Origin of the sequence: Enterobacter sp. MGH120 (assembly GCF_001037725.1) — a bacterium.
Classification (GTDB): Bacteria; Pseudomonadota; Gammaproteobacteria; order Enterobacterales; family Enterobacteriaceae; genus Enterobacter; species Enterobacter hormaechei_C.
Map to the genome: position 1 here is coordinate 471,920 of NZ_KQ089940.1, position 21,309 is coordinate 493,228.

A 21,309-nucleotide genomic window follows, 5' to 3' on the forward strand; every position below is an offset into this window, starting at 1 on the left:
CGCATGCGCCACCCGGCAACGAAAAAGCCGCTGAGCGATCAGCGGCTTTTTTTATTAGAACGAATACCGCAACCCTAAACGGATCCGGTACTGCTCGCGGTTGTAATCATTCCATCGGTCCAGCCACTGTAGCTCAAGATACGGCAGCCAGTTTCTGTCGATCTTATAGCTGAATTTATTGGTAATTTCCCAGTGATGGTCTTTGCCATTTTTGCTGTGGTAATCATTCACCCGCTGGAAAAAGTGCGGCTCAAAGGTGTAGAAAAACGCATCCGTCACTTTGAAATTCCAGTAGTTGGCAAATTCATGTGTGTCGTTCTTATCCATCTGCCCGTTATAGTCCGGCGTATCGTAATTGTTATGGTTATAGCGATAGCGGAACGTCAGATTAAACCAGTCCGTAAATTTATAGTTAGTATCTAAATAAACCGCGCCACCTGATCCTGCGCTGCTGTCATTAATCAAGCCGCCGGGCTGGAAGGTCAGTTTGTCGGTCGGTTTGAAGAGTGGATACCACCCCTCAATTTCGTTATAGCTGTGCTTCAGTTCGTCCCATTTCCCCACGTTATAAGCGTTGGTGAACATCAGTCCCGCGCCCATATCGAAGTTATAGCCCGCACGCAGGATCACTTCGTGCAGCTCAGAGGCGGTGTTGTAGGCTTCGCGCGTTTCGACATAGGCCCCGGCAAAAACCGGGCAGGACACAGACGACACGATCAGTACGGTGATGATTCTTTTCATAATTTGTCCATGTATCAGGTACAGAAAGGCCTCCCTCCTGATAAACAGGAAGGACATACTGGCCGGATTTATTGTTATAAAGTGACTGCTGACGCTTTATTGTTGGTGGTTATCTCAGGGGTAGTCGCGGTCTGTTTTTTCCGTTTTCCAATCTCCTCGATAATAAAGGCGAAGCGCGCTTCGTTGAGTTTATAAAACAGCCCCATGGTCACGGCGGCAACGATCGCCAGGCCGCACGGCCAGAGGAAAATAAGCTGACGCAACCCAAGCAGCGTGCCTGCGCTCTGTACGGCATGGGGAACATAGCCAATCTGGGTCAGCATGATACCGGGCAGAAAACCTGCCAGCGCCGCGGAGATTTTGCGCGAGAAGGTATAGCCGGTATACACCGACCCTTCGGCGCGGATCCCGGTTTTCCACTCGCCGTAATCAACCGTATCCGGCACCAGCGCCCAGTTCAGGCTGTTCACAAACGCGGTGCCGAAAAAGGCCATGCAGGAAAAGAGCACGAACAGCAGGGAACTGGTCCCCCAGACGAAGTTCAGCACGTCGCCCACCGCCCACAGCGTCAGCCCGCCCAGATAGACCGGTTTCTTGCCAAAGCGCTTTACCGCGCCAGGCACCAGAAACACGCCAATCAGAATGCAGCCCATGCTGAAAAAGCCCATCCACGACAGGAGATGCAGATCGTTCAGCACGTACTGGGTGTAATAGACCTGAATCGCCAGCTTGATGTTAAACGCGGCGAGGGTACACAGGTTGGCGATGCACAGCACCAGCAGCGGCGGATTGCGGAAAATCGCGCAGAACGATTTCAGAATGCCGGGTTTATGGTGATCGGGCGTAAGCTCGACGTAGCGCTCTTTCACCCCGCTGTAGCACCACCACATGCAGAACAGTCCCCCGGTGACGAACACCAGCGCGGCCACCAGATAGCCGAGTGAGGGCTGGCTGACGAACAGCGCCTGAATCGGCATAAAGCCGACAGTACAGAGCAACAGTCCTACCGTTGCGCCGCCCTGACGCCACGCCGCAAGCTGCGCGCGCTCGTTCGGGTTTTTGGTGATGGCCGGAACCATTGCACCGTAGGCGCAGTTCATCAGGCTGTAGCAGAGGCCAAACATCATGAAGAGCACGGTGGCGAGGGCCGTTTTCACCGTCAGGCTAAAGTCGTTGGCCATAAACTGCGCCGTGGCCACCAGCGCCACCGGAACGGAGGCGTAGAGAATGAATGGCCGGAATTTGCCCCGCGCGCCGATATTACGCCGGGAGTCCAGCAGCACCCCGGTCAGCATGTCGGTAAACGCGGTAAAGAACTTGGCGACCAGAAAAATGATGCCGCCGTAGAACGCGGGCATGCCCAGCTCGTCCGTGTAAAACTTCAACAGATACAGCGTGCCAATACACAGCATCAGGTTCGAGCCAAAATCACCCATCCCGTAGGCGCACTTCTCTCGCAGGCTCAATTTCAGGGTTAACGGATCAGTATTATGTGTCATGGTCGATCCTCAAAGCGCCCCGCAGGGCGCTCAATCACGTCATTTATGCCGTACGTTTGCGCAGCTCAATTTCTTCCACGATGCGCACATACATCTTCTCGTTAAGGTTGTAGAAGCAGCCCATCGCCACGATGGTGATGACTGCCAGCAGACTCGGATAGATAAATATCAGCTGCCGTAGCCCTTCAACCGTGCCGGCGGATTGCACCACGTTAGGCACATAGCCGATCTGCGTGAGCATGATCCCCGGGAAGAAGCCCGCCAGCGCCTGCGATACCTTACGGAAGAAGGTAAAGCCGGTGTAGACCGTCCCCTCGGAGCGTACGCCGGTGCGCCACTCGCCGTATTCCACGGTATCGGACACCAGCGCCCAGTTCAGGCTGTTCACGAACGCGGAGCCGAAGAACGCCAGGCAGGAGAACGCCACGAAGCTCACCGAGCCGCCGCCGAAGAAGTAGTTAAGCAGATCGCCCGCCCCCCAAATCATCAGCCCGCTGATGTAGACCTTTTTCTTACCGAAGCGCCGCACCGCGCCGGGCATCATAAAGACGCCGATAAAAATACAGCCCATGCTGAAGAAGCCCATGTACGACAGCAGGATCGGGTCGTTCAGTACGTACTGCGTGTAGTAGACCTGAATGGCGAGCTTAACGTTAAAGGCGCCCAGCGTGCACAGGTTAGCGATGCACAGGATAAACAGCGGACGGTTCCCGGCGATGGCGCGAAACGACTGCAACAGCCCCGGTTTCTGCGCCGGGTTAGCAGGCTGCGTCTCGACGTAACGCTCGGTTACGCCCTTATAGCACCACCACATAAAGAACAACCCGAACAGCGAGAAGAGGGTGGCGGCAAAGATGTAGCCAAGCTGGTCGTTGCCCTCAATCAGGTTCATCACCGGGACAAAGCCCACCGTACAGAGCAGCAGACCCAGCGTGGCGCCGCCCTGGCGCCAGGCGGCCAGCGAAGCACGCTCGTCCGGGTTTTTGGTAATGGCGGGCACCATCGCGCCGTAGGAGCAGTTCATCATGCTGAAGAACAGGCCGTACAGCATGAACAGCACCGTCGCCATCACCGTTTTACCGGTAATTTCAAACGGTGTGCCGACGAAGTTAGCTATCGCCAGCAACGTTACCGGGAAGGCTGCATACAGCACGAACGGGCGGAATTTCCCTTTCGGGCCGATCTTGCGCCGGGAATCGAGCATGATCCCGGTGCCCATATCGGTGAAGGCGGTAAAAAACTTCGCAATCAGGAAGATAATCCCGCCGTAGGTGCCAGGCAGCCCCAGCACGTCGGTGTAGAACTTCAGCAGATACAGCGTGCCGATATCAAGCAGGATGTTCGAGCCGAGATCGCCCATCCCGTAGGCGAGTTTTTCTTTAAACGGCAGGCGCAGGGTTGCCGGATCAGAAGTATGTTGACTCATTATTGTTCTCCGTCTGCCCGCAGGTTTCCCCGCGGGCGAGCCTTATCAGATATGACGTAAGGTGCTAAACAGATCTGCCCATTCGCTGTGCTGGCGATAGAAGACCGGCGGTTTGCCGAGCGGGGCATCAACGGTGATGTCACCGCCCTGGCAGGTTTCCCCGGTCCACGCATTGACCCAGGTGTCCTGCGGCAGATAGAGCGACCAGTCGCGGCGTCCCTCTTCATGAACCGGCGCCACCAGCAGATCGCGGCCAAACAGGTACTGGTATTTCAGCGTGTAGGCGCGCGCGTCGTCCTCGTAGTGCAGGAACAGCGGGCGCATCACCGGTAGGCCGCTCTTCGCGTTCTGCGCTACCGCAGCTTTGATGTACGGCTTCAGAGTGGTGAAGACGGTGGTCATGCGCGCGAAGTGGGCGATGGTGTCCGCGTCGCCGTCGAACTGCCAGTTGTCGCCAGGGCGGTTGCCCTCGTGGGTACGCATCATCGGCGTAAAGGCGCTGAAGTCGCACCAGCGCAGCAGCAGCTCTTTGCTGCGCTTCATCTCGAAGAGGGTCGTATAGCCGCCAATGTCGCTGTGGTGCAGCCCGTGCCCGGTCATCGCCAGCGACAGCGCCGCCGGTACGACGGACGCCAGACCATCGTCCAGGCTCCAGTCGACGTTCTGATCCCCCGCCCACATCATCACAGAGTGCTTCTGGCTGCCGGTGTAGCCCGCGCGCATGAAGAACAGGATCTCCCCGAGCTTGCCGGTCTCCTCCAGCGCTTCGTAGTTACATTTCGCCCACAGGGCAGGCCAGGCGTTATGCATGATCTCCGCGCTCACGCCGTTGTGCAGGAAGGTATCGGTCGGCAGATATTCCCCGAAATCGGCCATCCAGCCGCCGCAGCCCAGTTCGATCAGGTTCTTTTTGATCACCTCTTTGTACCAGCTGTAGGCTTCCGGGTTAGTCAGGTCGATAACGCCCGCGTAGAACTCGCCGAACTCAACGTGGTAATCCTTGCCGTCGGCATCTTTGGTCAGATAGCCGCGCTTCGACGCCTCTTCGCAGAGATCTTTATCGCTGGCGACGTAAGGGTTGATATAGGAGAGGAACTGCACCCCTTCCTCTTTCCACTGCGCAATCCGCTCATCAAGCTGCGGATAGAGCGTGCTGTTCCACTTCCAGTTCCACATTACGCGTTTGCCAAAGGAGGTCATCCGGATGCCGGACCAGTCCTGCGCCCAGATGCCGTTTACCTTCACGCCGCCCTCGCGCATGGCGTCGAGCTTCTGCTGACACACCTCGGTGCCGCCCTGAATACCCAGCGTCACGCCGTCGTAAACCCAGTCCGGCAGTTCAGGCTGACGCCCCAGCAGGCCGGTCAGTTTTTCCAGCAGATCGACGTAGGTTTCTGCGCATTCGAAGCGCAGCGTGGCGTTATCTTCCCAGAATGCCAGCTCGTGGAAGTCCGGCGCGCTGAAGTCGAAGTTCATATAACAGCTGTTATCCACGTGGCAGTAGTACTTCTGGGTGCTCACGAAGGTAGGCTGTGGGAAGAAGGTCCAGTAGTAATCGCCGCCCGCGTTCTCTTTGCAGTCGGCCTGCCAGGTGACGTAAGTCTGCTTGTTGCGGCCCACGCCCTGCTCGCTGGTCCACAGCGGGAACGGCTTGCCGCGCAGATCGAAATACGAGAACTGCTCGCCGCAGCCGTAGATATGATCGTCAGGCTGAGCCGCCAGCCGCAGCCAGATGCGGTTATGGCTGGCGGCGTCATTTTTCAGCTTCAGCTCCAGACGGCCTTCGCCATCCACGCCCACCAGCAGCGTCGCGCTCACCGCGTCGCCGCGGGTAAAGCGGATTGCCCAGCCCGCGCTTTGCTGCGTTACGGTCGCGTTCGTCAGGGCAATCTTTTCGTTAAGCTTGTCTTTGATGCTGAAATTGCCGCGAAACATCTCGATATCCGCCTCGCCTGCGCCGATCCACAGGCAAGGGGCATCCGCGGTGTGGGATAAAATCAGACGGTCCTGCCAGCGCAGGGTAAAACCACTTTCGTTATTTTTCAGGTCAATATTGTGTAGGGTACGCATAAAAACTCCGTCTTTATTATTTGGCCAGGCTATCCAGTAATCCGGCGGCGACGGCAGGGGCTAAGCCCGGCGCCAGCGGCAGGCGGGGGATCACCAGGCAGTGCAGCAGGTGGTAAATATCCTGCTTGCCGTCCCAGACTTTGGTGGTCACTTCGTTATTGGTGTCCAGCTCCTGCCACCATGAACCGTTTTCGTAATCCATCAGGTACTTGATGCAGTAATCCCACCATTTCTGATACCAGGCTTCGTACTGCGCCTCGCCGGTCACGGTATAGAGGGCATAGGCCGTGCCCATCGCCTCGACGATTGGCCAGCGCACGCGTTCGCGCACGATAGGCTTGCCGTCCCAGCCCACGGAGTAGACAAAGCCGTCCGCCCCGTCGGGTGCCCAGGCGTCGCGAATAGTGGCGTGAAACAGGCCTTTCGCATCTTCCAGCAGCCACTCCGGCGGGGTTTCAAAGCGGGCTTCCAGCGCGGCGCGCAGGTGCAGCATCAGGCGGCCCCACTCGATCCAGTGCCCCGGCGTGCCGCCGTAGGCACGGAAGCGGTGGGCAGGGTTATCGATGTTGTAATCGCGGATCGGGTTCCAGCTGGTGTCGAAATGCTCGTTAACGCGGTACTCCCCTTTGCGCGCCACGTCGTGAATAATCACCGAGGCGATACGCAGGGCGCGGTCGAGCCATTTCCGGTCGTGGGTCACGTCATAGACGATGAGGAAGGCTTCCACGGCGTGCATATTGGCGTTACCGCCGCGGTAATCTTCCGTTTTGCTGAAGGCTTCGTCCCAGGACTCCAGGCACATCTGCTCCTGTTCGCTCCAGAAGTAGCGCTCAATCACCTCGATGGCATTGTCCAGCAGCTTGCGTGCCTGCGGGTGGCCGGTGGTGACGGCGCTCGCCGCGCCCAGCAGGACGAAGAAATGCTGATAGCCCTGCTTGGACGCATCAATCACGCCTTCATCGTTTACGCAGGCGTACCAGCCGCCGTGCTGTTTATCGCGCAGCGGACCGTTCAGGGCATTAATGCCGTGCTCAACCAGCGCGTACGCGCCGGGGCGCCCCATGTTCGCCGCCACCGCGTAAACGTGCAGCATGCGGGCGGTGATCCACAGATGGGTGCCCATATCGCTGCGCACCTGCCCGTTATTGCCCAGCCAGCCAAAGCCGGTCGGTACGGCGGCGTTTTTACCGAAATCGAGAATGCGGTCGGTCTCTTGTTCGAGCCAGCGGTTATGGCTCAGGGTGTTAAACCATTTCATGTTCGGGTCCTTTTTCAACGGCGAGCCATCATTTCGTCGACGATCTCACCCAGACGCTGAAGTTTTGGCACGGAAATATCACGCAGCATCAGCTCGGTGTCCGGCAGGCCAATCACCGATGACCAGACGGCGCGCCCGGCTAAAAAGCCCGATGCCCCCGCCTGCATGGCGACGCTTACGGCACGCGGGAATAACTTATCGTCCACGCCGGAGGAGAGGATCACCCACGGCATGGCGATGTTCTCGTTCAGCTTCTGCGAGGCCGTCAGTAGCTCGTGCTGCGTGCCCTTACCAAACAGCGGCATTTCCACTTTGTAGAGGTCGGCACCGCTGTCGCCCAGCTCTTTGGCCGCATCGATAATCGCCTGCTCGCGGTCAAACGCGGCGCCGCGGCGCGGGGGACGCACCACCGGCTCGATAATGCTCAGCAGCCCGTTGTCGTGGCACAGCGTATTGAACGCTTTCACCATTTCCAGGCGCTGCTGCGGATCTTCATCGCTGCGCCACAGCACCAGCAGCTTCAGCGCCTTACCGCCATCGCGTTTGACCGCCTGCGCGTCGACGTTCTTGTCGATCACCACGCTGTCGACCGGAATGCCGTTCCCCGGGATAAACTCGTCGGCGGCGACAATCATTGCGCAGCTTTTGGCCACGGCCTGCTGCTCGACAATCTGGCGGTAGCAGAACTGCTGGTCGACGAGGATCGCAGAGGCGTACGGCGACAGAATTTTCGCCGCATTGACCTTGAAATCCGTCAGGTGCTGGTCGGTTACCGGCACCGGCGCGCCTGCGGCAGCAAACATCAGGCGCATCGCTTCGCGCTGATCCACGGCCAGCATCGCAAAACCGCCGGAAGGTCGGGTGATATCTTTCAGGGTGTACATCGTCATTCCTCAGTCCTTTCGTATCAGTGTGTTTTTTTCAGCCCGGCAGATGCGCGAACCTGTTCAAGAATGGCTGTCCAGTCTTCGCGCCCGCGCCCGGCGGCGCGTGCCTGGTTGTAAACTTCGCGGGAAGCCGCGCCCAGCGGCATCGGAACGTGGAGCTGGTTGGCCACGTCGAGGGCGATCCCCAGATCCTTATGCGCAAGATCGATCATGAAGGCGGGTGAAAGATCCCCTTTCAGCACCTTGTTCGGCCATGACGTGGTGAAGTGGCCTTTACCCGCCGGCGTGCCGCTCATCACCTTGAGCGCCACGTCAAAGGAGAGGCCAAGCGCTTCGCACAGTACGGCGGCTTCGGCGGAAAGGGCGTTCAGGGCGATGCTCATGTAGTTATTGATGAGCTTCACGCGGATGCCCATGCCCGGCCCGCCAGCGTTAATCAGTTCATTGCCCATCGCCATTAAGACGGGGGTGGCGCGCTCAACCTGCTGCGCCGTACCGCCCGCCAGCAGGAGCAGCGTACCGGCGATGGCATGATCAGAGGTGCGTCCGACGGGCACGTCCATCAGGCTGAAGCCTTGCTCAGCCATGTCGCGGATCAGTGCGTCGGTTTGCAGCGGGTGAATGGTGGACATATCAATGACCAGCGCGTCGCGGGATAACCCTTCGCATACGCCGTGCTCGCCGAACAGCACGCTGCGCATCAGGTCGCCGTTTGGCAGCATGGTAATGACGAATTCGGCCTCCGTTACGGCCTGCGCTGGCGTTCCCGCCGCCCGGGCGCCGCTCTCTACCAGCGCCTGAACCGCCTGCGGGTTCACATCAAAAACGTTAAGCTGGTGGCCCTGTTTCAACAGATTCTTCGCCATGGGCGCGCCCATCTGTCCTAAGCCGATAAATGCGATTGCTGACATGCCTCTCTCCTGTCACATCGTGTCAATTTTTGCGCGTTTGTGGTGTCTGTTTTTGATCGTATTTGTAATTTATAGTCAAAAAATTGACACGGGTCACTTTTTAAACATTTGGTGAAATTAAAATGAAGGCATCAGAAATCGCAGAAGGAATCACCATGACTCGCATCGTTTGTGTCGGCATTACCGTGCTGGATCGCATCTGGTATCTCGATGATTTACCGAAAGAAGGTGGGAAATATGTCGCAAAAGACTATACGGAAGTGGGCGGCGGCCCGGCGGCAACGGCGGCAGTGGCAGCCGCGAAACTGGGCGCGGAAGTGGATTTTATTGGCCGGGTGGGGGACGACGATACCGGCAGACGACTGCTTGCGGAGCTGGAATCCCTGGGGGTGAATACCCGCTTTACGCGCGTGTTTAAGGGGGCTCGTTCGTCACAGTCGGCGGTGCTGGTGGACGCAGGTGGGGAAAGGGTGATTGCCAACTACCCCAGCCCCGATCTCCCTGCGTCGGCAGACTGGTTGCAAGAAATCGACTTCTCTCAGTGGGACATTGTCTTAGCCGACGTGCGCTGGCATGACGGGGCAAAACAGGCATTTACCCTGGCCCGTCAGCAGGGCGTACCGACGCTGCTGGATGCGGATGTCACCCCGCAGGACATCGCGGATCTGATTGCCTTAAGCGACCACGCGGCCTTCTCCGCGCCAGGACTGCGGCGTTTAACGCAGCTGGATGAAACCGAAAACGCGCTGAAGAAAGCACAAACGCTCACAAATGGACATGTGTATGTTACGCAGGGGCGAGACGGCTGTTTCTGGCTGGAAAACGACACGCTATGTCATCAGCCTGGTTTTGAAGTGAACGTCATTGATACCACCGGGGCGGGCGACGTGTTCCACGGTGCGCTGGCGGTCAGCCTGGGGCAGAAATTACCCGCCGCAGACGCCGTGCGTTTTGCCAGCGCCGTCGCAGCACTGAAATGTACAAAGCCCGGCGGGCGCGCGGGTATACCCGACTGTGATCAAACCCGCTCTTTTTTGTCACTTTTTGTATAAAATGCGGGGCGTGATGGTTTTCAGAGGACAGCCCATGAGCCTTACCGAACTGACCGGCAACCCGCGTCACGATCAGCTGCTGACGCTGATTGCCGATCGCGGCTATATGAACATTGATGAACTGGCGCAGCTGCTGGATGTCTCCACGCAAACCGTGCGCCGGGATATCCGTAAGCTCAGCGAGCAGGGGCTGATCACCCGTCATCACGGCGGCGCGGGCAGGGCATCCAGCGTGGTCAACACGGCGTTCGAACAGCGTGAAGTCTCGCTTACCGAAGAGAAACGGGCGATTGCCGAAGCGATTGCGGACTATATTCCCGACGGTTCGACCATTTTTATCACCATCGGGACGACCGTGGAGCACGTTGCCCGGGCACTGCTTAACCATAATCATCTGCGCATCATCACTAACAGCCTGCGGGTGGCGCACATTCTTTATAAGAATCCGCGCTTTGAGGTGATGGTGCCCGGCGGTACGCTGCGCCCGCATAACGGCGGCATTATCGGTCCTGCGGCAACGGCGTTCGTGTCAGGATTTCGCGCAGATTACCTGGTCACCAGCGTCGGGGCGATAGAGCACGACGGCGCGATGATGGAATTTGACGTTAACGAAGCCAGCGTGGTGAAAACCATGATCGCTCACTCCCGTCACATTTTACTGGCGGCCGATCATACGAAATACCACGCCTCCGCGGCGGTTGAAATCGGCAACGTGGCGCAGGCGACGGCGCTGTTCACCGATGAGCTGCCCGGCCCGGCGCTGCAAAATCACCTCAAATCCAGCAAGGTTGAGGTTGTCGAAGTCAATTCCGGAGAAGAGCAGCAGGCTGGCTGAAAATCCTATGGCCCGATATTGCGATTCGGGCCTTTCCTTTCTCTAAGCTGAATCTGGCGCATAGCTAAAGTTTCTCTTTCCCGCTACAGTTACTTTTCCACGGCGAAAGGAGATAAACATGCTTTATATCTTTGACTTAGGAAATGTAATCGTCGATATCGATTTTAACCGGGTGCTGGGCGCATGGAGCGATTTTAGCCGTGTTCCGCTGGCGACGTTAAAGCAGAATTTCGCGATGGGTGAGACTTTCCATCTGCACGAGCGCGGTGAGATCAGCGATGAAGCGTTCGCAGAGCGTTTCTGTCAGGAAATGGGTCTCTCGTTAAGCTACGAGCAGTTTTCCCACGGTTGGCAGGCCATATTTGTCGCGATCCGCCCCGAAGTGATCGACATCATGCACAAGCTGCGCGAGCAGGGGTATCGTGTCGTCGTCCTGTCGAATACCAACCGCCTGCATACCACCTTCTGGCCGGATGAATACCCGGAAATCCACGCGGCGGCAGATAAGGTGTATCTCTCCCAGGAGATGGGGATGCGTAAACCTGAGGCGCGCATCTATCAGGCGGTATTGCAGGAAGAAGGATTCACGGCGGCGGATGCGGTCTTTTTTGACGACAACGCCGATAATATAGAAGGGGCTAATCAGTTAGGTATCACCTCCATTCTGGTGACCGGAAAAGAGACGATACCGAACTACTTTGCGAAGCAGTTATGCTAAAAACCGTTCATCAAAAAGCCAATCACCACACGCGCCCGCTGAGGGCGTGGCTGAAACTCCTCTGGCATCGCATTGACGAGGACAACATGACCACGCTGGCGGGCAATCTCGCTTACGTGTCCTTGCTCTCGCTGGTGCCGCTGGTGGCGGTGATTTTTGCGCTTTTTTCGGCGTTTCCGATGTTTGCCGATGTGAGCATGCAGCTTCGCCATTTTGTTTTCGCGAACTTTATTCCTGCCACCGGCGATGTGATCCAGAACTACATTGAACAGTTTGTCGCAAACTCCAGCAAGATGACGGCGGTGGGGGCATGTGGGCTTATTGTTACCGCGCTGCTGCTGATGTACTCCATCGACAGTGCGCTCAACACCATCTGGCGGAGCAAAAAAGTCCGCCCGAAGGTTTACTCCTTTGCCGTCTACTGGATGATTTTAACCCTTGGCCCATTGCTGGCGGGGGCAAGCCTGGCGATCAGTTCCTACCTTCTTTCGCTGCGCTGGGCGACCGACTTAAACAGCGTGATCGATAACGTGCTGCGTATATTCCCGCTGATTTTATCGTGGCTTTCGTTCTGGCTGCTCTACAGCGTGGTACCAACCACGCGCGTACCCAACCGGGATGCCGTGGTGGGTGCGCTGGTCGCGGCGTTGCTCTTTGAGCTGGGCAAGAAAGGATTCGCGCTTTATATCACCATGTTCCCCTCTTATCAGCTGATTTACGGCGTGCTGGCGGTGATCCCCATTTTGTTTGTCTGGGTCTACTGGACGTGGTGTATCGTCTTGCTTGGCGCCGAAATAACTGTCACTCTCGGGGTCTACCGCGAACTCAAAAAAGCAGCAGAAGCTGAAAAACAACAAGAAGCAGACCAACCATGATTGCATTGATTCAGCGCGTAACCCGTGCCAGCGTCACCGTGGCGGATGAGGTGACGGGTGAAATTGGCCCAGGACTTTTGGTGCTCCTGGGTGTCGAAAAGGATGACGACGAACAAAAAGCCAACCGCTTGTGTGAGCGCGTACTGGGCTACCGCATTTTCAGCGATGCGGAAGGCAAGATGAACCTGAACGTTCAGCAGGCGGGCGGCAGCGTGCTGGTGGTCTCCCAGTTTACGCTGGCCGCGGATACCGAACGCGGCATGCGCCCGAGTTTTTCGAAGGGCGCGGCACCGGATCGCGCAGAAGCCCTTTACGAGTACTTTGTTGAGCGCTGTCGCCAACAGGACATGAATACACAAACCGGACGATTCGCTGCGGATATGCAGGTTTCGCTGGTGAACGATGGCCCCGTCACATTCTGGCTCCAGGTATGAGCCAACTGGCGGCATGGCCGCGGGTAACAAGAGAGAGTACAGCTATGTATCACCTTCGAGTACCGCAAACGGAAGAAGAATTAGACGCTTATTACCATTTCCGCTGGGAAATGCTGCGCAAGCCACTGCATCAACCTAAAGGCTCTGAACGCGACGCCTGGGACGCGATGGCGCACCACCAGATGGTGGTTGATGAAGAGGGCAACCTCGTTGCCGTGGGACGTCTGTATATCAATGCCGACAACGAAGCTTCAATCCGCTTTATGGCCGTTCATCCCTCCGTGCAGGACAAAGGCCTTGGAACGCTGATGGCTATGACGCTGGAATCCGTTGCCCGTCAGGAAGGGGTCAAGCGTGTCACCTGTAGCGCCCGCGAAGATGCCGTTGAGTTCTTTGCCAAGCTTGGTTTCGTGAATCAGGGGGAAATCACCGCCCCGCAAACTACGCCGATTCGTCACTTTTTGATGATCAAACCCATCGCCACGCTGGACGATATTCTCCATCGCGCCGACTGGTGCGGGCAGCTCCAGCAGGCGTGGTATCAGCACATTCCGCTCAGTGAAAAAATGGGTGTGCGTATTCAGCAGTACACCGGGCAAAAATTTATTACCACCATGCCGGAAACCGGCAACCAGAACCCGCACCATACCCTGTTTGCCGGCAGCCTGTTTTCACTTGCCACGCTCACCGGCTGGGGACTGATCTGGCTGATGCTGCGCGAACGTCATCTCGGCGGCACCATTATTCTGGCCGATGCCCATATCCGCTACAGCGCCCCGATCAGCGGCAAGCCGAGCGCGGTTGCTGACCTGGGCGCACTGGGCGGCGATCTCGACCGTCTGGCGCGTGGACGTAAAGCACGCGTACAGATGCAGGTGGAGCTGTTCGGCGATGAAACGCCAGGCGCGGTGTTTGAAGGCACCTATATCGTTCTGCCAGCGAAGCCGTATGGCGCGTATGAAGAGGGCGGGAACGAGGAGGAATAGTCTCCTTCTCACTCTCGCCCGGCATGGTTAATGCGCCAGGCAATATCTCGCATAACGTCTCGCGCTGACTGGCTAATTCCACCCAACTGGAAGAAGCCGTGTATTACACCCCACCATCGTTGAGCGGTACACTTCACGCCTTGCTCCGTGAGGCGCTGATAAAGCGCCTCGCCTTCGTCGCGTAACGGATCATATTCCGCGGTAACAATATGGACCTTCGGCAGACCGCTAAAGTCGTTGCGCCACAGTGGGCTGACTTCAGGATGTTGACGGTCGGCTCCAGCCAGATACATTTCATAGCCGCTCAAAAGGGTATCGCGAGTAATCACGTAATCCATGCCATTGAGGGTATAGCTTTCAAAACTGGCCGTAGCGTCGAGCATGGGGTAGATAAGAATGAGCTGCGCGGGATCCCAGAGACCTTTGGCCTTAAGCCGCAATGACGTTACCAGCGCAAGATGACCTCCCGCGCTGTCTCCACAAAGTGTAATCCGGTTTTTATCCACACCTAATTGTTCTGCATTTTGCCAGACAAGATCTGCCGCTCTCTCTGCATCGTCATGCGCAGCGGGGAAAGTATGCTCGGGTGCGAGTCTGTACTGAACCGCAATGACCCGGCAGTTACCGTAAAACGCCAGTTGGCGAAGCTGATTATCATGGGTTTCAAACCCACCGCTGACAAAACAACCGCCATGATAGTAGAGGGCACAAGATAACGTTTCAGGGGCATTGAAAGGCGAAAATACCCGAAAGGTCATATCCTCAAGAACAAGCGTTTCAACCTGGACACGCGTTTCTGTTTCCCCGGCTAGCGCTGTGCTGGCGACATATCCGCTTCTCCGGTCATCAATACTCTGCTTTCGCGAGGAAGGTCGTCCTGTGGCAATAAACTCCTGTACCAGCTTATCAATACCCTTTTCCAGTGCCATGATTACGTCCTTTTACTGTGTTTTTATACAGTTTATAGCCTGGTTTACAGCAGATGAAAACAGAGAAATGTTGAGAGGTGCATATTGTGGAAAGCGGCTCGCAAAATCGATCATTCCCTAAAAAACGTCCTTTCACCCTAAATTGATAAAGAGTATTTTGCCTGAAAATTAACCAAAGATGATATACTAAGGTGATATATGAGCGTTTTGGCGGAACTTGATATGGGCAGAATACTTATCGATTTGTCTGATGACGTGATTCAACGTTTGGATAATCTCAAGCAATTGCGAAATCAACCACGTGCTGAACTGCTTCGGGAAGCGATAGAGCTGTATCTCGACCAGCAGAGTTCTTCTGTTATCCGAAATGCGCTTGGTCTGTGGGGAGACAGAAAAGAGGACGGGCTTGAGTATGAACGCAAGCTGCGTGAGGAGTGGTAATCATGGAGCACATGGCAGTGTTTGATACCAATATTCTCATTGATCTCTTCAACAACCGTATTGAAGCTGCGGATGCGATTGAGCATACCGCGTCGCATCGTGCCATCAGCTTAATTACCTGGATGGAAGTAATGGTGAGCGCTCGCAGGCATGGTCATGAAGCGAAAACGGCAGCCGTTATGGGCGCTTTTGAAATTATTGATGTGTCTCGGGATATTGCGGAAAGAAGCGTTTTACTACGTGAGAAGCATGGAATGAAACTGCCTGATGCTATCATTCTGGCCACAGCGCAGAGCAGAAAATGTCCGTTGATTTCTCGCAACACGAAAGATTTTGCGGGTATTGACGAGGTCCTTACGCCTTACCAGGTGTAGGCCGGGCAAGCTCGCGCCGCCCGGCACTCTCACAGGAGATTACTCCCCTTCACCCGGGAACAGGAACGGGTTGATCGAGCTGCGGGCAAAGCCCTCCTGCTCCATCTTCGCGTCCAGAATCAGCGAGGCGAGATCGTCGGCCACGGCTTCGACTTTCGGGTCTTTTTCCTGATACAGAATCTTCAGGTAGGTCCCGCAGTCGCCGCAGCTCTCCGCTTTCACCGCCGCGTCTTCATTTTCCAGCGACCAGTAGTTCAGATCGCGGGTCTGTTCGCAGTTGCTGCACTTGATGCGCACCACGTGCCACTCGGTTTCACACAGGTTGCAGTGCAGGTAGCGCAGCCCCTGAGTGGTGCCGATTTGCACCATGCTGGAGACCGGCATTGAACCACACACCGGGCAGAACTGGCGCGCTTCGCCGTATTCGGCGCGGGCTTTACCTGGAATCAGGCTCGCCATTTGCGCCCAGTAGAGCGACAGCGCAGCCCAGATGAACGGCGCTTTATCGCTGCTCACCAGTGAGAAGTCGGAAGCAAACAGCGCGCTCGCCATCTCTTCCAGCTCCTGATCGGAGGCTTTTTCCAGGTTCTCAATGACTGCCAGCGCCGTGCCGCTCATCTCGGGCTTCAGCTCGGCGATCAGGGAATGCAGCAGCTTATGCCAGTGCTTGTCGCGCGGCAGGACGTGAATATCCAGCGGCGGTTTGCCCTGCTCGTTGGCTTCTTTGATGCGTGCGGTCAGGTCCATTTGCAGCGGATGGTCGTACAGCACCACTTCCTGCGCATGGGCGACCAGCGCGGCAAAACGCAGAAAATCGCCCAGCGGGTTGTTCTCTGCTAGCTCGCGCAGACGCTCTGCGCGGCGGTTGTAGAGGTTCTTGAGTCTGGGGAATAACAACGGCGGAATATACTCCGCCGTACGTTTCTCGCTCGACCCCAGCTCATCTTGCGGGATTATGCGAATACTCATTCAGATGACTTTTCCTGTTTCTGGCGGACTTCTCGGTACCAGCGCGGGTGATGTTTCTTCGCCCACGTTTTGGTGACCCAGCCTTCCACCATCGCGGTAATGGTGCCTTTCACCCAGAGGGCGGCGTAAATATGCACCATGATAACCACAATTAACGCCACTGCGGCAAATGAATGCAGCATCAGCGCGAATCGGATCACCGGGATTGAGAAAGCAGGCGCAAAGTACGGACGCCAGATGATCACGCCGCTCACCAGCAACAGGACCAGGAAGATAATCGCCGCCCAGAATACGCATTTCTGGCCGAAGTTATAACGCCCGGTATCACCCACTTCCTCGTTGACGACGATCTTACGAATATTCTTCGCCCAAAAGATATCATCCCGATTGATTAGGTTATGGTGCCAGTAGCGGAAAAACATGATGATGAACGAGGCAAACATCACCACACCCACGAACGGGTGAAGGATGCGCGCCAGCTGCGGCGTGCCCAGTATCTGCATCAGCCAGTTGAAGGACGGGAAGAAGAACCCCAGCCCGCTTATCGCCGCCAGCATGAAGCAGAAGGCGGTGACCCAGTGGTTGATGCGTTCCGGCGCGGTGTAGCGCACGATGGTGTCACGTTTTCTCATTTGCGCACCTCGTCTTTCTCTTCATGCAGGTTGTCGTCTTCCTCTTCCGCACGGTTCGGACCAACGCCGACGTAGTGGAAGATGCTCGCTGCGAAGGTGGCCGCAAAACCGACCGCGGCCAGCGGTTTCCAGATACCTTTCCAGAACTTCACGGTCGCGCTGATTTCCGGGTTCTCCGGCAGGCCGTGATACAGGTTCGGCTTGTCGGCGTGGTGCAGCACGTACATCACGTGCGTACCGCCAACCCCGGCCGGATCGTACAGGCCTGCGTTATCGTAACCACGGGTTTTCAGCTCGCCCACGCGCTCTGCCGCCAGCGTTTTCATATCCTCTTTGGAGCCAAAGTGGATAGCGCCAGTTGGACAGGTCTTCACGCACGCTGGCTCCTGGCCGACATTTACGCGGTCAACGCACAGCGTACATTTGTAGACGCGGTTGTCTTCCGGGTTCAGGCGCGGCACGTCAAACGGACAACCCGCGATGCAATAGCCGCAGCCAATACACTGCTCGGACTGGAAGTCGACGATGCCGTTGGCATACTGAATGATAGCCCCTTCTGACGGACACGCCTTCAGGCAGCCCGGATCCGCACAGTGCATACAGCCATCTTTGCGGATAAGCCATTCCAGTTTGTCGTTCTGCTCCACTTCCGAGAAACGCATTACCGTCCAGGACTTGGCGGTCAGGTCCGCCGGGTTGTCGTACACCCCGACGTTGTGACCCACTTCGTCACGGATGTCGTTCCACTCTGAACAGGCCACCTGACAGGCTTTACAGCCGATACAGGTGGTCACGTCGATAAGCTTCGCCACTTCCTGCTGGTGGTCCCGCGCCTGAGGCGCGGGCGTGAAACCGTTAGTCGCGGAACGACGGATAATGTCTTGAGATTGATAAGCCATAAGTCGTCTCCGTTACACCTTTTCCACGTTCACGAGGAAGGCCTTAAACTCCGGCGTCTGCGTGTTCGCATCACCGACGAACGGCGTCAGGGTGTTCGCAATGAACCCTTTCTTCGCCACGCCCTCATAACCCCAGTGAATTGGGATGCCGATGGTATCCACCTGCTGACCGTGAACGTTCAGCGTGCGAATACGCTTGGTCACCACCGCCTTGGCTTTGATGTAGCCGCGGTTAGAGGAGACCTTCACGGTATCGCCATGGGCAATGCCGAGTTTGTTCGCCAGCTTCTCGCCGATCTCCACAAACTGCTCCGGCTGCGCGATGGCATTCAGCAACGCGTGCTTGGTCCAGTAGTGGAAGTGCTCGGTCAGACGGTAAGTGGTGCCGACATACGGGAACTTGTCCTTTTTACCCAGCGCTTCAAAATCGCCCTTGAAGATGCGGGCTGCCGGGTTAGAGACCACGTTCGGGTGCAGCGGGTTGGTACCCAGCGGCGTCTCAAACGGCTCGTAGTGTTCCGGGAACGGACCTTCCGCCATCTTATCGATAGCAAACAGGCGCCCCATCCCTTCAGGCTGCATGATAAACGGCCCGACATCGCTGCCTGGTGCGGCAGTGCTGTAGTCCGGAATATCCACGCCGCCCCATTTCGCGCCGTCCCACTTCAGCAGCTGACGCTTCGGATCCCACGGGTTGCCCTGCGGGTCAGCTGAGGCGCGGTTATAGAGGATGCGGCGGTTAAGCGGCCATGCCCATGCCCAGCCCAGCGTATTGCCGAGGCCCGACGGGTCGGCGTTATCGCGGTTGGCCATCTGGTTGCCTTTCGGCGTCCAGCTACCGGCAAAGATCCAGCAGCCGCTGGAGGTCGTACCGTCATCGCGCAGGTGCGCAAAGGTGCTGAGCTGATCGCCTTTCTTCGCCAGCACCGCACCGGTCGCCGGGTCGATAACGTCCGCCAGCGCCTTACCGTTGCTCTCCATCGCCACTTCTTCCGGAGACGGATTCTCTGGCGTCGAGTAGTTCCAGGTCATGTTCAGCACCGGCTCAGGCGTTGCGCCGCCTTCAGCCGCGTACATTTTACGCAGACGTAAGAAGATACCGGCCAGGATCTCGCCGTCGTTCAAGGCGATGCCCGGGGCATCCGCGCCTTTCCAGTGCCACTGCAACCAGCGGCCGGAGTTGACGATAGACCCGTTCTCTTCCGCGAAGCAGGTAGACGGCAGACGGAACACTTCGGTCTGAATCTTCGACGGATCGACATCGTTCGACTCACCGTGGTTCTGCCAGAACGTCGACGTTTCGGTATTGAGCGGGTCAATCGTCACCAGGAACTTCAGCTTCGACAGAGACTCGACAACCTTGTTCTTGTTCGGGAACGACGCCACCGGGTTAAAGCCCTGGCAGATATAGCCGTTGACCTGGCCCTGGTGCATCATTTCGAAGTACTGAAGTACGTCGTAACCTTTGTCCCACTTCGGCAGCCAGTCAAAGCCCCAGCTGTTTTCCGCCGTCGCCTTGTCGCCGTAGAAGGCTTTCATCAGCGAGACGAAGAACTTCGGATAGTTGCCCCAGTAGTTCACCTGGCCTTCGAGCAGCGGTTTTGGCGTGCTGGCCGTCAGGTAGGTTTGCAGGTCGGTCTGTTTCTCGCTCGGCAGGTTCATGTAACCCGTCAGGCTCTGAGACAGCAGGCCGAGGTCGGTCAGACCCTGAATGTTGGAGTGACCGCGCAGGGCGTTCACGCCGCCGCCTGCCATCCCCATGTTGCCGAGGAGCAGCTGAACCATCGCCATGGTGCGGATGTTCTGCGCGCCGATGGAGTGCTGCGTCCAGCCGAGCGCATACAGGAACGACGCGGTTTTATCTTTCGCGCTGGTTTCCGCTATCAGCTCGCACACCTTCAGGAAGTCCGCCTTCGGCGTCCCACAGATGTTTTCGACAACCTCCGGCGTATAGCGGGACACGTGCTCTTTCAGCAGGTTCCACACGCAGCGCGGGTGTTGCAGGGTGGTGTCGCGCTTCGCAAAGCCGTTTTCGTCCAGCTCGTAGTTCCAGCTGGTTTTGTCATATTTGCGTTTTTCGGCGTCATAACCGCTGAACAGGCCATCTTCGAAGTGGTAATCCTCACGCACGATCAGGCTGGCGTTGGTATAAGCTTCGGTGTACTCGCGGTTATATTTTTCGTTGGTCATCAGGTACAGCAATACGCCTGACAGGAAAGTGATGTCAGTACCTGAACGAATTGGGGTGTAGAAATCCGCCACTGACGCTGTACGCGTAAAGCGGGGATCGATCACAATCAGCTTCGCGCCGTTGTGGATTTTGGCTTCCATCGCCCAGCGGAACCCGACAGGGTGCGCTTCAGCGGCGTTACCGCCCATCACCACAATGAGGTTGGCGTTTTTGATGTCGACCCAGTGGTTGGTCATCGCACCGCGACCAAATGTTGGAGCAAGACTTGCTACCGTTGGTCCGTGTCAGACACGCGCCTGGTTGTCGACCGCGAGCATACCGAGTGCGCGCGTAAATTTCTGGGTTAAATAGCCGGTTTCGTTACTCGACGCTGAAGCACACAGCATGCCGGTGGAGAGCCAGCGGTTAACGGTGGTGCCTTCGGCATTCTTCGCGATAAAGTTGGCATCGCGGTCTTCTTTCATCAGCTTAGCGATGCGATCGAACGCTTCCTCCCAGCTGATTTGCTGCCATTTGTCAGAGCCGGGAGCGCGATACTCAGGAAACTTCAGGCGGCTTTCGGAGTGGATAAAATCTACCAGACCGGCCCCTTTCGGACACAGCGCACCACGGTTGACCGGGTGATCCGGATCGCCTTCGATGTGGAAAATGGATGCTTTGGCGTTTTTCGCACCGTCGCCGAGGCTATACATTAACAGCCCACAGCCGACGGAGCAGTACGTACAGGTGTTACGGGTTTCGCGGGTGCGCAGCAGTTTATACTGCCGTGTTTCCGCCAGCGCTACACCGGGCGCAAAGCCCAGTGCCGCCGCCGTGGTGCCTGCCATACCGCCAGCGCAGATCTTAAAGAACTGCCTTCTGCTGACCTGCATGGGTCACTCCTTGGTTCATTACGACATTGCTATGTAGTTTTACTTTGCGGTTGAGAATTAACCGCAAAGGAGAAAAATTTGCATTAATCCCTCATTTCTCCGAGGGATAAGCCCAGAATACCACAATGTCGGTACGCCTGTTCTAACGGGGTTAAAACAAAGTGAACGTATTATCACGGCATTGATTATAAAATGTGATATCAATCACATTTTATCCTGTGCATGTTAAAGAGGTGTAGCAGCTGATCGGTTGCACCCCTCCGTATTGAGTAGGAGAATGGTTGCTGAAAAGTTGATCCATACTATGCGT

Annotated in this window: 20 protein-coding genes; 8 read left to right on the forward strand and 12 right to left on the reverse strand. The window is 56.8% G+C overall.

Translation table 11 applies throughout. The annotated features are described in order from the left end of the window. Positions 1 to 54: 54 nt before the first annotated feature. From ompL to yihU, 7 genes are all read right to left on the reverse strand, one after another. Positions 55 to 741 carry a porin OmpL gene (ompL, locus tag SK54_RS02210; protein WP_003861929.1) on the reverse strand — a complete coding sequence of 229 codons (687 nt, stop codon included), beginning with the start codon at positions 739 to 741 and terminating at the stop codon, positions 55 to 57. Between the two features lie 74 nt (positions 742 to 815). Next, positions 816 to 2,240 (reverse strand): MFS transporter, encoded by a 1,425-nt coding sequence (locus SK54_RS02215; RefSeq protein ID WP_045327139.1) that lies wholly within the window; start codon positions 2,238 to 2,240, stop codon positions 816 to 818. Positions 2,241 to 2,283: 43 nt separating this feature from the next. After that, positions 2,284 to 3,666 (reverse strand): MFS transporter, encoded by a 1,383-nt coding sequence (locus SK54_RS02220; RefSeq protein WP_048246657.1) that lies wholly within the window; start codon positions 3,664 to 3,666, stop codon positions 2,284 to 2,286. Positions 3,667 to 3,711: 45 nt separating this feature from the next. Next, positions 3,712 to 5,736, reverse strand: a complete 2,025-nt coding sequence (locus tag SK54_RS02225) for an alpha-glucosidase (RefSeq protein ID WP_048246659.1) — start codon at positions 5,734 to 5,736, stop codon at positions 3,712 to 3,714. A gap of 16 nt (positions 5,737 to 5,752) precedes the next feature. Then, entirely contained in the window at positions 5,753 to 6,994 is a 1,242-nt protein-coding gene (yihS, locus tag SK54_RS02230; protein WP_017382670.1) for a sulfoquinovose isomerase, read from the reverse strand. Between the two features lie 14 nt (positions 6,995 to 7,008). Continuing rightward, positions 7,009 to 7,884, reverse strand: coding sequence for a sulfofructosephosphate aldolase (yihT, locus tag SK54_RS02235; protein ID WP_015569905.1), 876 nt, complete (start codon positions 7,882 to 7,884; stop codon positions 7,009 to 7,011). A gap of 17 nt (positions 7,885 to 7,901) precedes the next feature. Then, positions 7,902 to 8,792 carry a sulfolactaldehyde 3-reductase gene (gene yihU, locus SK54_RS02240; RefSeq protein WP_048246661.1) on the reverse strand — a complete coding sequence of 297 codons (891 nt, stop codon included), beginning with the start codon at positions 8,790 to 8,792 and terminating at the stop codon, positions 7,902 to 7,904. 155 nt (positions 8,793 to 8,947) lie between these two features. Between yihU and SK54_RS02245 the strand changes: the two genes are divergently transcribed. The 6 genes from SK54_RS02245 (at position 8,948) to fabY (ending at position 13,692) form a co-directional block, all read left to right on the forward strand. Beyond that, the gene (locus tag SK54_RS02245; RefSeq protein WP_048246663.1) at positions 8,948 to 9,844 is read left to right on the forward strand and encodes a sugar kinase; all 897 of its coding nucleotides are present in this window, start codon (positions 8,948 to 8,950) and stop codon (positions 9,842 to 9,844) included. Between the two features lie 34 nt (positions 9,845 to 9,878). Continuing rightward, complete coding sequence (locus SK54_RS02250) at positions 9,879 to 10,679, forward strand: DeoR/GlpR family DNA-binding transcription regulator (RefSeq protein ID WP_003861944.1); 801 nt, start codon at positions 9,879 to 9,881, stop codon at positions 10,677 to 10,679. A 118-nt stretch (positions 10,680 to 10,797) separates the two neighbouring features. Then, complete coding sequence (yihX, locus tag SK54_RS02255; RefSeq protein ID WP_048246664.1) at positions 10,798 to 11,397, forward strand: glucose-1-phosphatase; 600 nt, start codon at positions 10,798 to 10,800, stop codon at positions 11,395 to 11,397. Continuing rightward, positions 11,391 to 12,272: a virulence factor BrkB family protein gene (locus SK54_RS02260; RefSeq protein WP_003861949.1), complete on the forward strand. Its 882-nt coding sequence runs from the start codon at positions 11,391 to 11,393 to the stop codon at positions 12,270 to 12,272. Before yihX ends, SK54_RS02260 begins: the two co-directional genes overlap by 7 nt. Next, on the forward strand, positions 12,269 to 12,706 hold the full coding sequence (gene dtd / locus SK54_RS02265) for a D-aminoacyl-tRNA deacylase (RefSeq protein ID WP_015569909.1): 438 nt from the start codon (positions 12,269 to 12,271) through the stop codon (positions 12,704 to 12,706). The genes SK54_RS02260 and dtd overlap by 4 nt, the downstream gene beginning before the upstream one ends. Positions 12,707 to 12,750: 44 nt before the next feature. Further along, entirely contained in the window at positions 12,751 to 13,692 is a 942-nt protein-coding gene (gene fabY, locus SK54_RS02270; protein WP_015569910.1) for a fatty acid biosynthesis protein FabY, read from the forward strand. An 8-nt stretch (positions 13,693 to 13,700) separates the two neighbouring features. Here the strand turns inward: fabY and SK54_RS02275 are convergent, their stop codons facing one another. Beyond that, positions 13,701 to 14,621, reverse strand: coding sequence for an alpha/beta hydrolase (locus tag SK54_RS02275; RefSeq protein WP_015569911.1), 921 nt, complete (start codon positions 14,619 to 14,621; stop codon positions 13,701 to 13,703). 198 nt (positions 14,622 to 14,819) lie between these two features. On the opposite strand from SK54_RS02275, the gene SK54_RS02280 reads away from it, so the two are divergent. Both SK54_RS02280 and SK54_RS02285 read left to right on the forward strand, forming a co-directional pair. After that, complete coding sequence (locus SK54_RS02280) at positions 14,820 to 15,062, forward strand: ribbon-helix-helix domain-containing protein (RefSeq protein ID WP_015569912.1); 243 nt, start codon at positions 14,820 to 14,822, stop codon at positions 15,060 to 15,062. Between the two features lie 2 nt (positions 15,063 to 15,064). Continuing rightward, positions 15,065 to 15,436: a PIN domain-containing protein gene (locus SK54_RS02285; protein ID WP_015569913.1), complete on the forward strand. Its 372-nt coding sequence runs from the start codon at positions 15,065 to 15,067 to the stop codon at positions 15,434 to 15,436. 39 nt (positions 15,437 to 15,475) lie between these two features. On the opposite strand, the gene fdhE is transcribed toward SK54_RS02285, so the two are convergent. Genes fdhE through fdnG form a run of 4 tightly spaced genes read right to left on the reverse strand, consistent with a single transcriptional unit; the run spans position 15,476 to position 20,999 of the window. Continuing rightward, the gene (gene fdhE, locus SK54_RS02290; protein ID WP_003861956.1) at positions 15,476 to 16,405 is read right to left on the reverse strand and encodes a formate dehydrogenase accessory protein FdhE; all 930 of its coding nucleotides are present in this window, start codon (positions 16,403 to 16,405) and stop codon (positions 15,476 to 15,478) included. Continuing rightward, positions 16,402 to 17,037 (reverse strand): formate dehydrogenase cytochrome b556 subunit, encoded by a 636-nt coding sequence (fdoI, locus tag SK54_RS02295; protein WP_015569914.1) that lies wholly within the window; start codon positions 17,035 to 17,037, stop codon positions 16,402 to 16,404. Before fdoI ends, fdhE begins: the two co-directional genes overlap by 4 nt. Then, on the reverse strand, positions 17,034 to 17,936 hold the full coding sequence (gene fdxH, locus SK54_RS02300) for a formate dehydrogenase subunit beta (protein WP_014072386.1): 903 nt from the start codon (positions 17,934 to 17,936) through the stop codon (positions 17,034 to 17,036). Before fdxH ends, fdoI begins: the two co-directional genes overlap by 4 nt. A 12-nt stretch (positions 17,937 to 17,948) precedes the next feature. Further along, positions 17,949 to 20,999, reverse strand: coding sequence for a formate dehydrogenase-N subunit alpha (fdnG, locus tag SK54_RS02305; protein ID WP_085929672.1), 3,051 nt, complete (start codon positions 20,997 to 20,999; stop codon positions 17,949 to 17,951). Between the last annotated feature and the right edge of the window lie 310 nt (positions 21,000 to 21,309).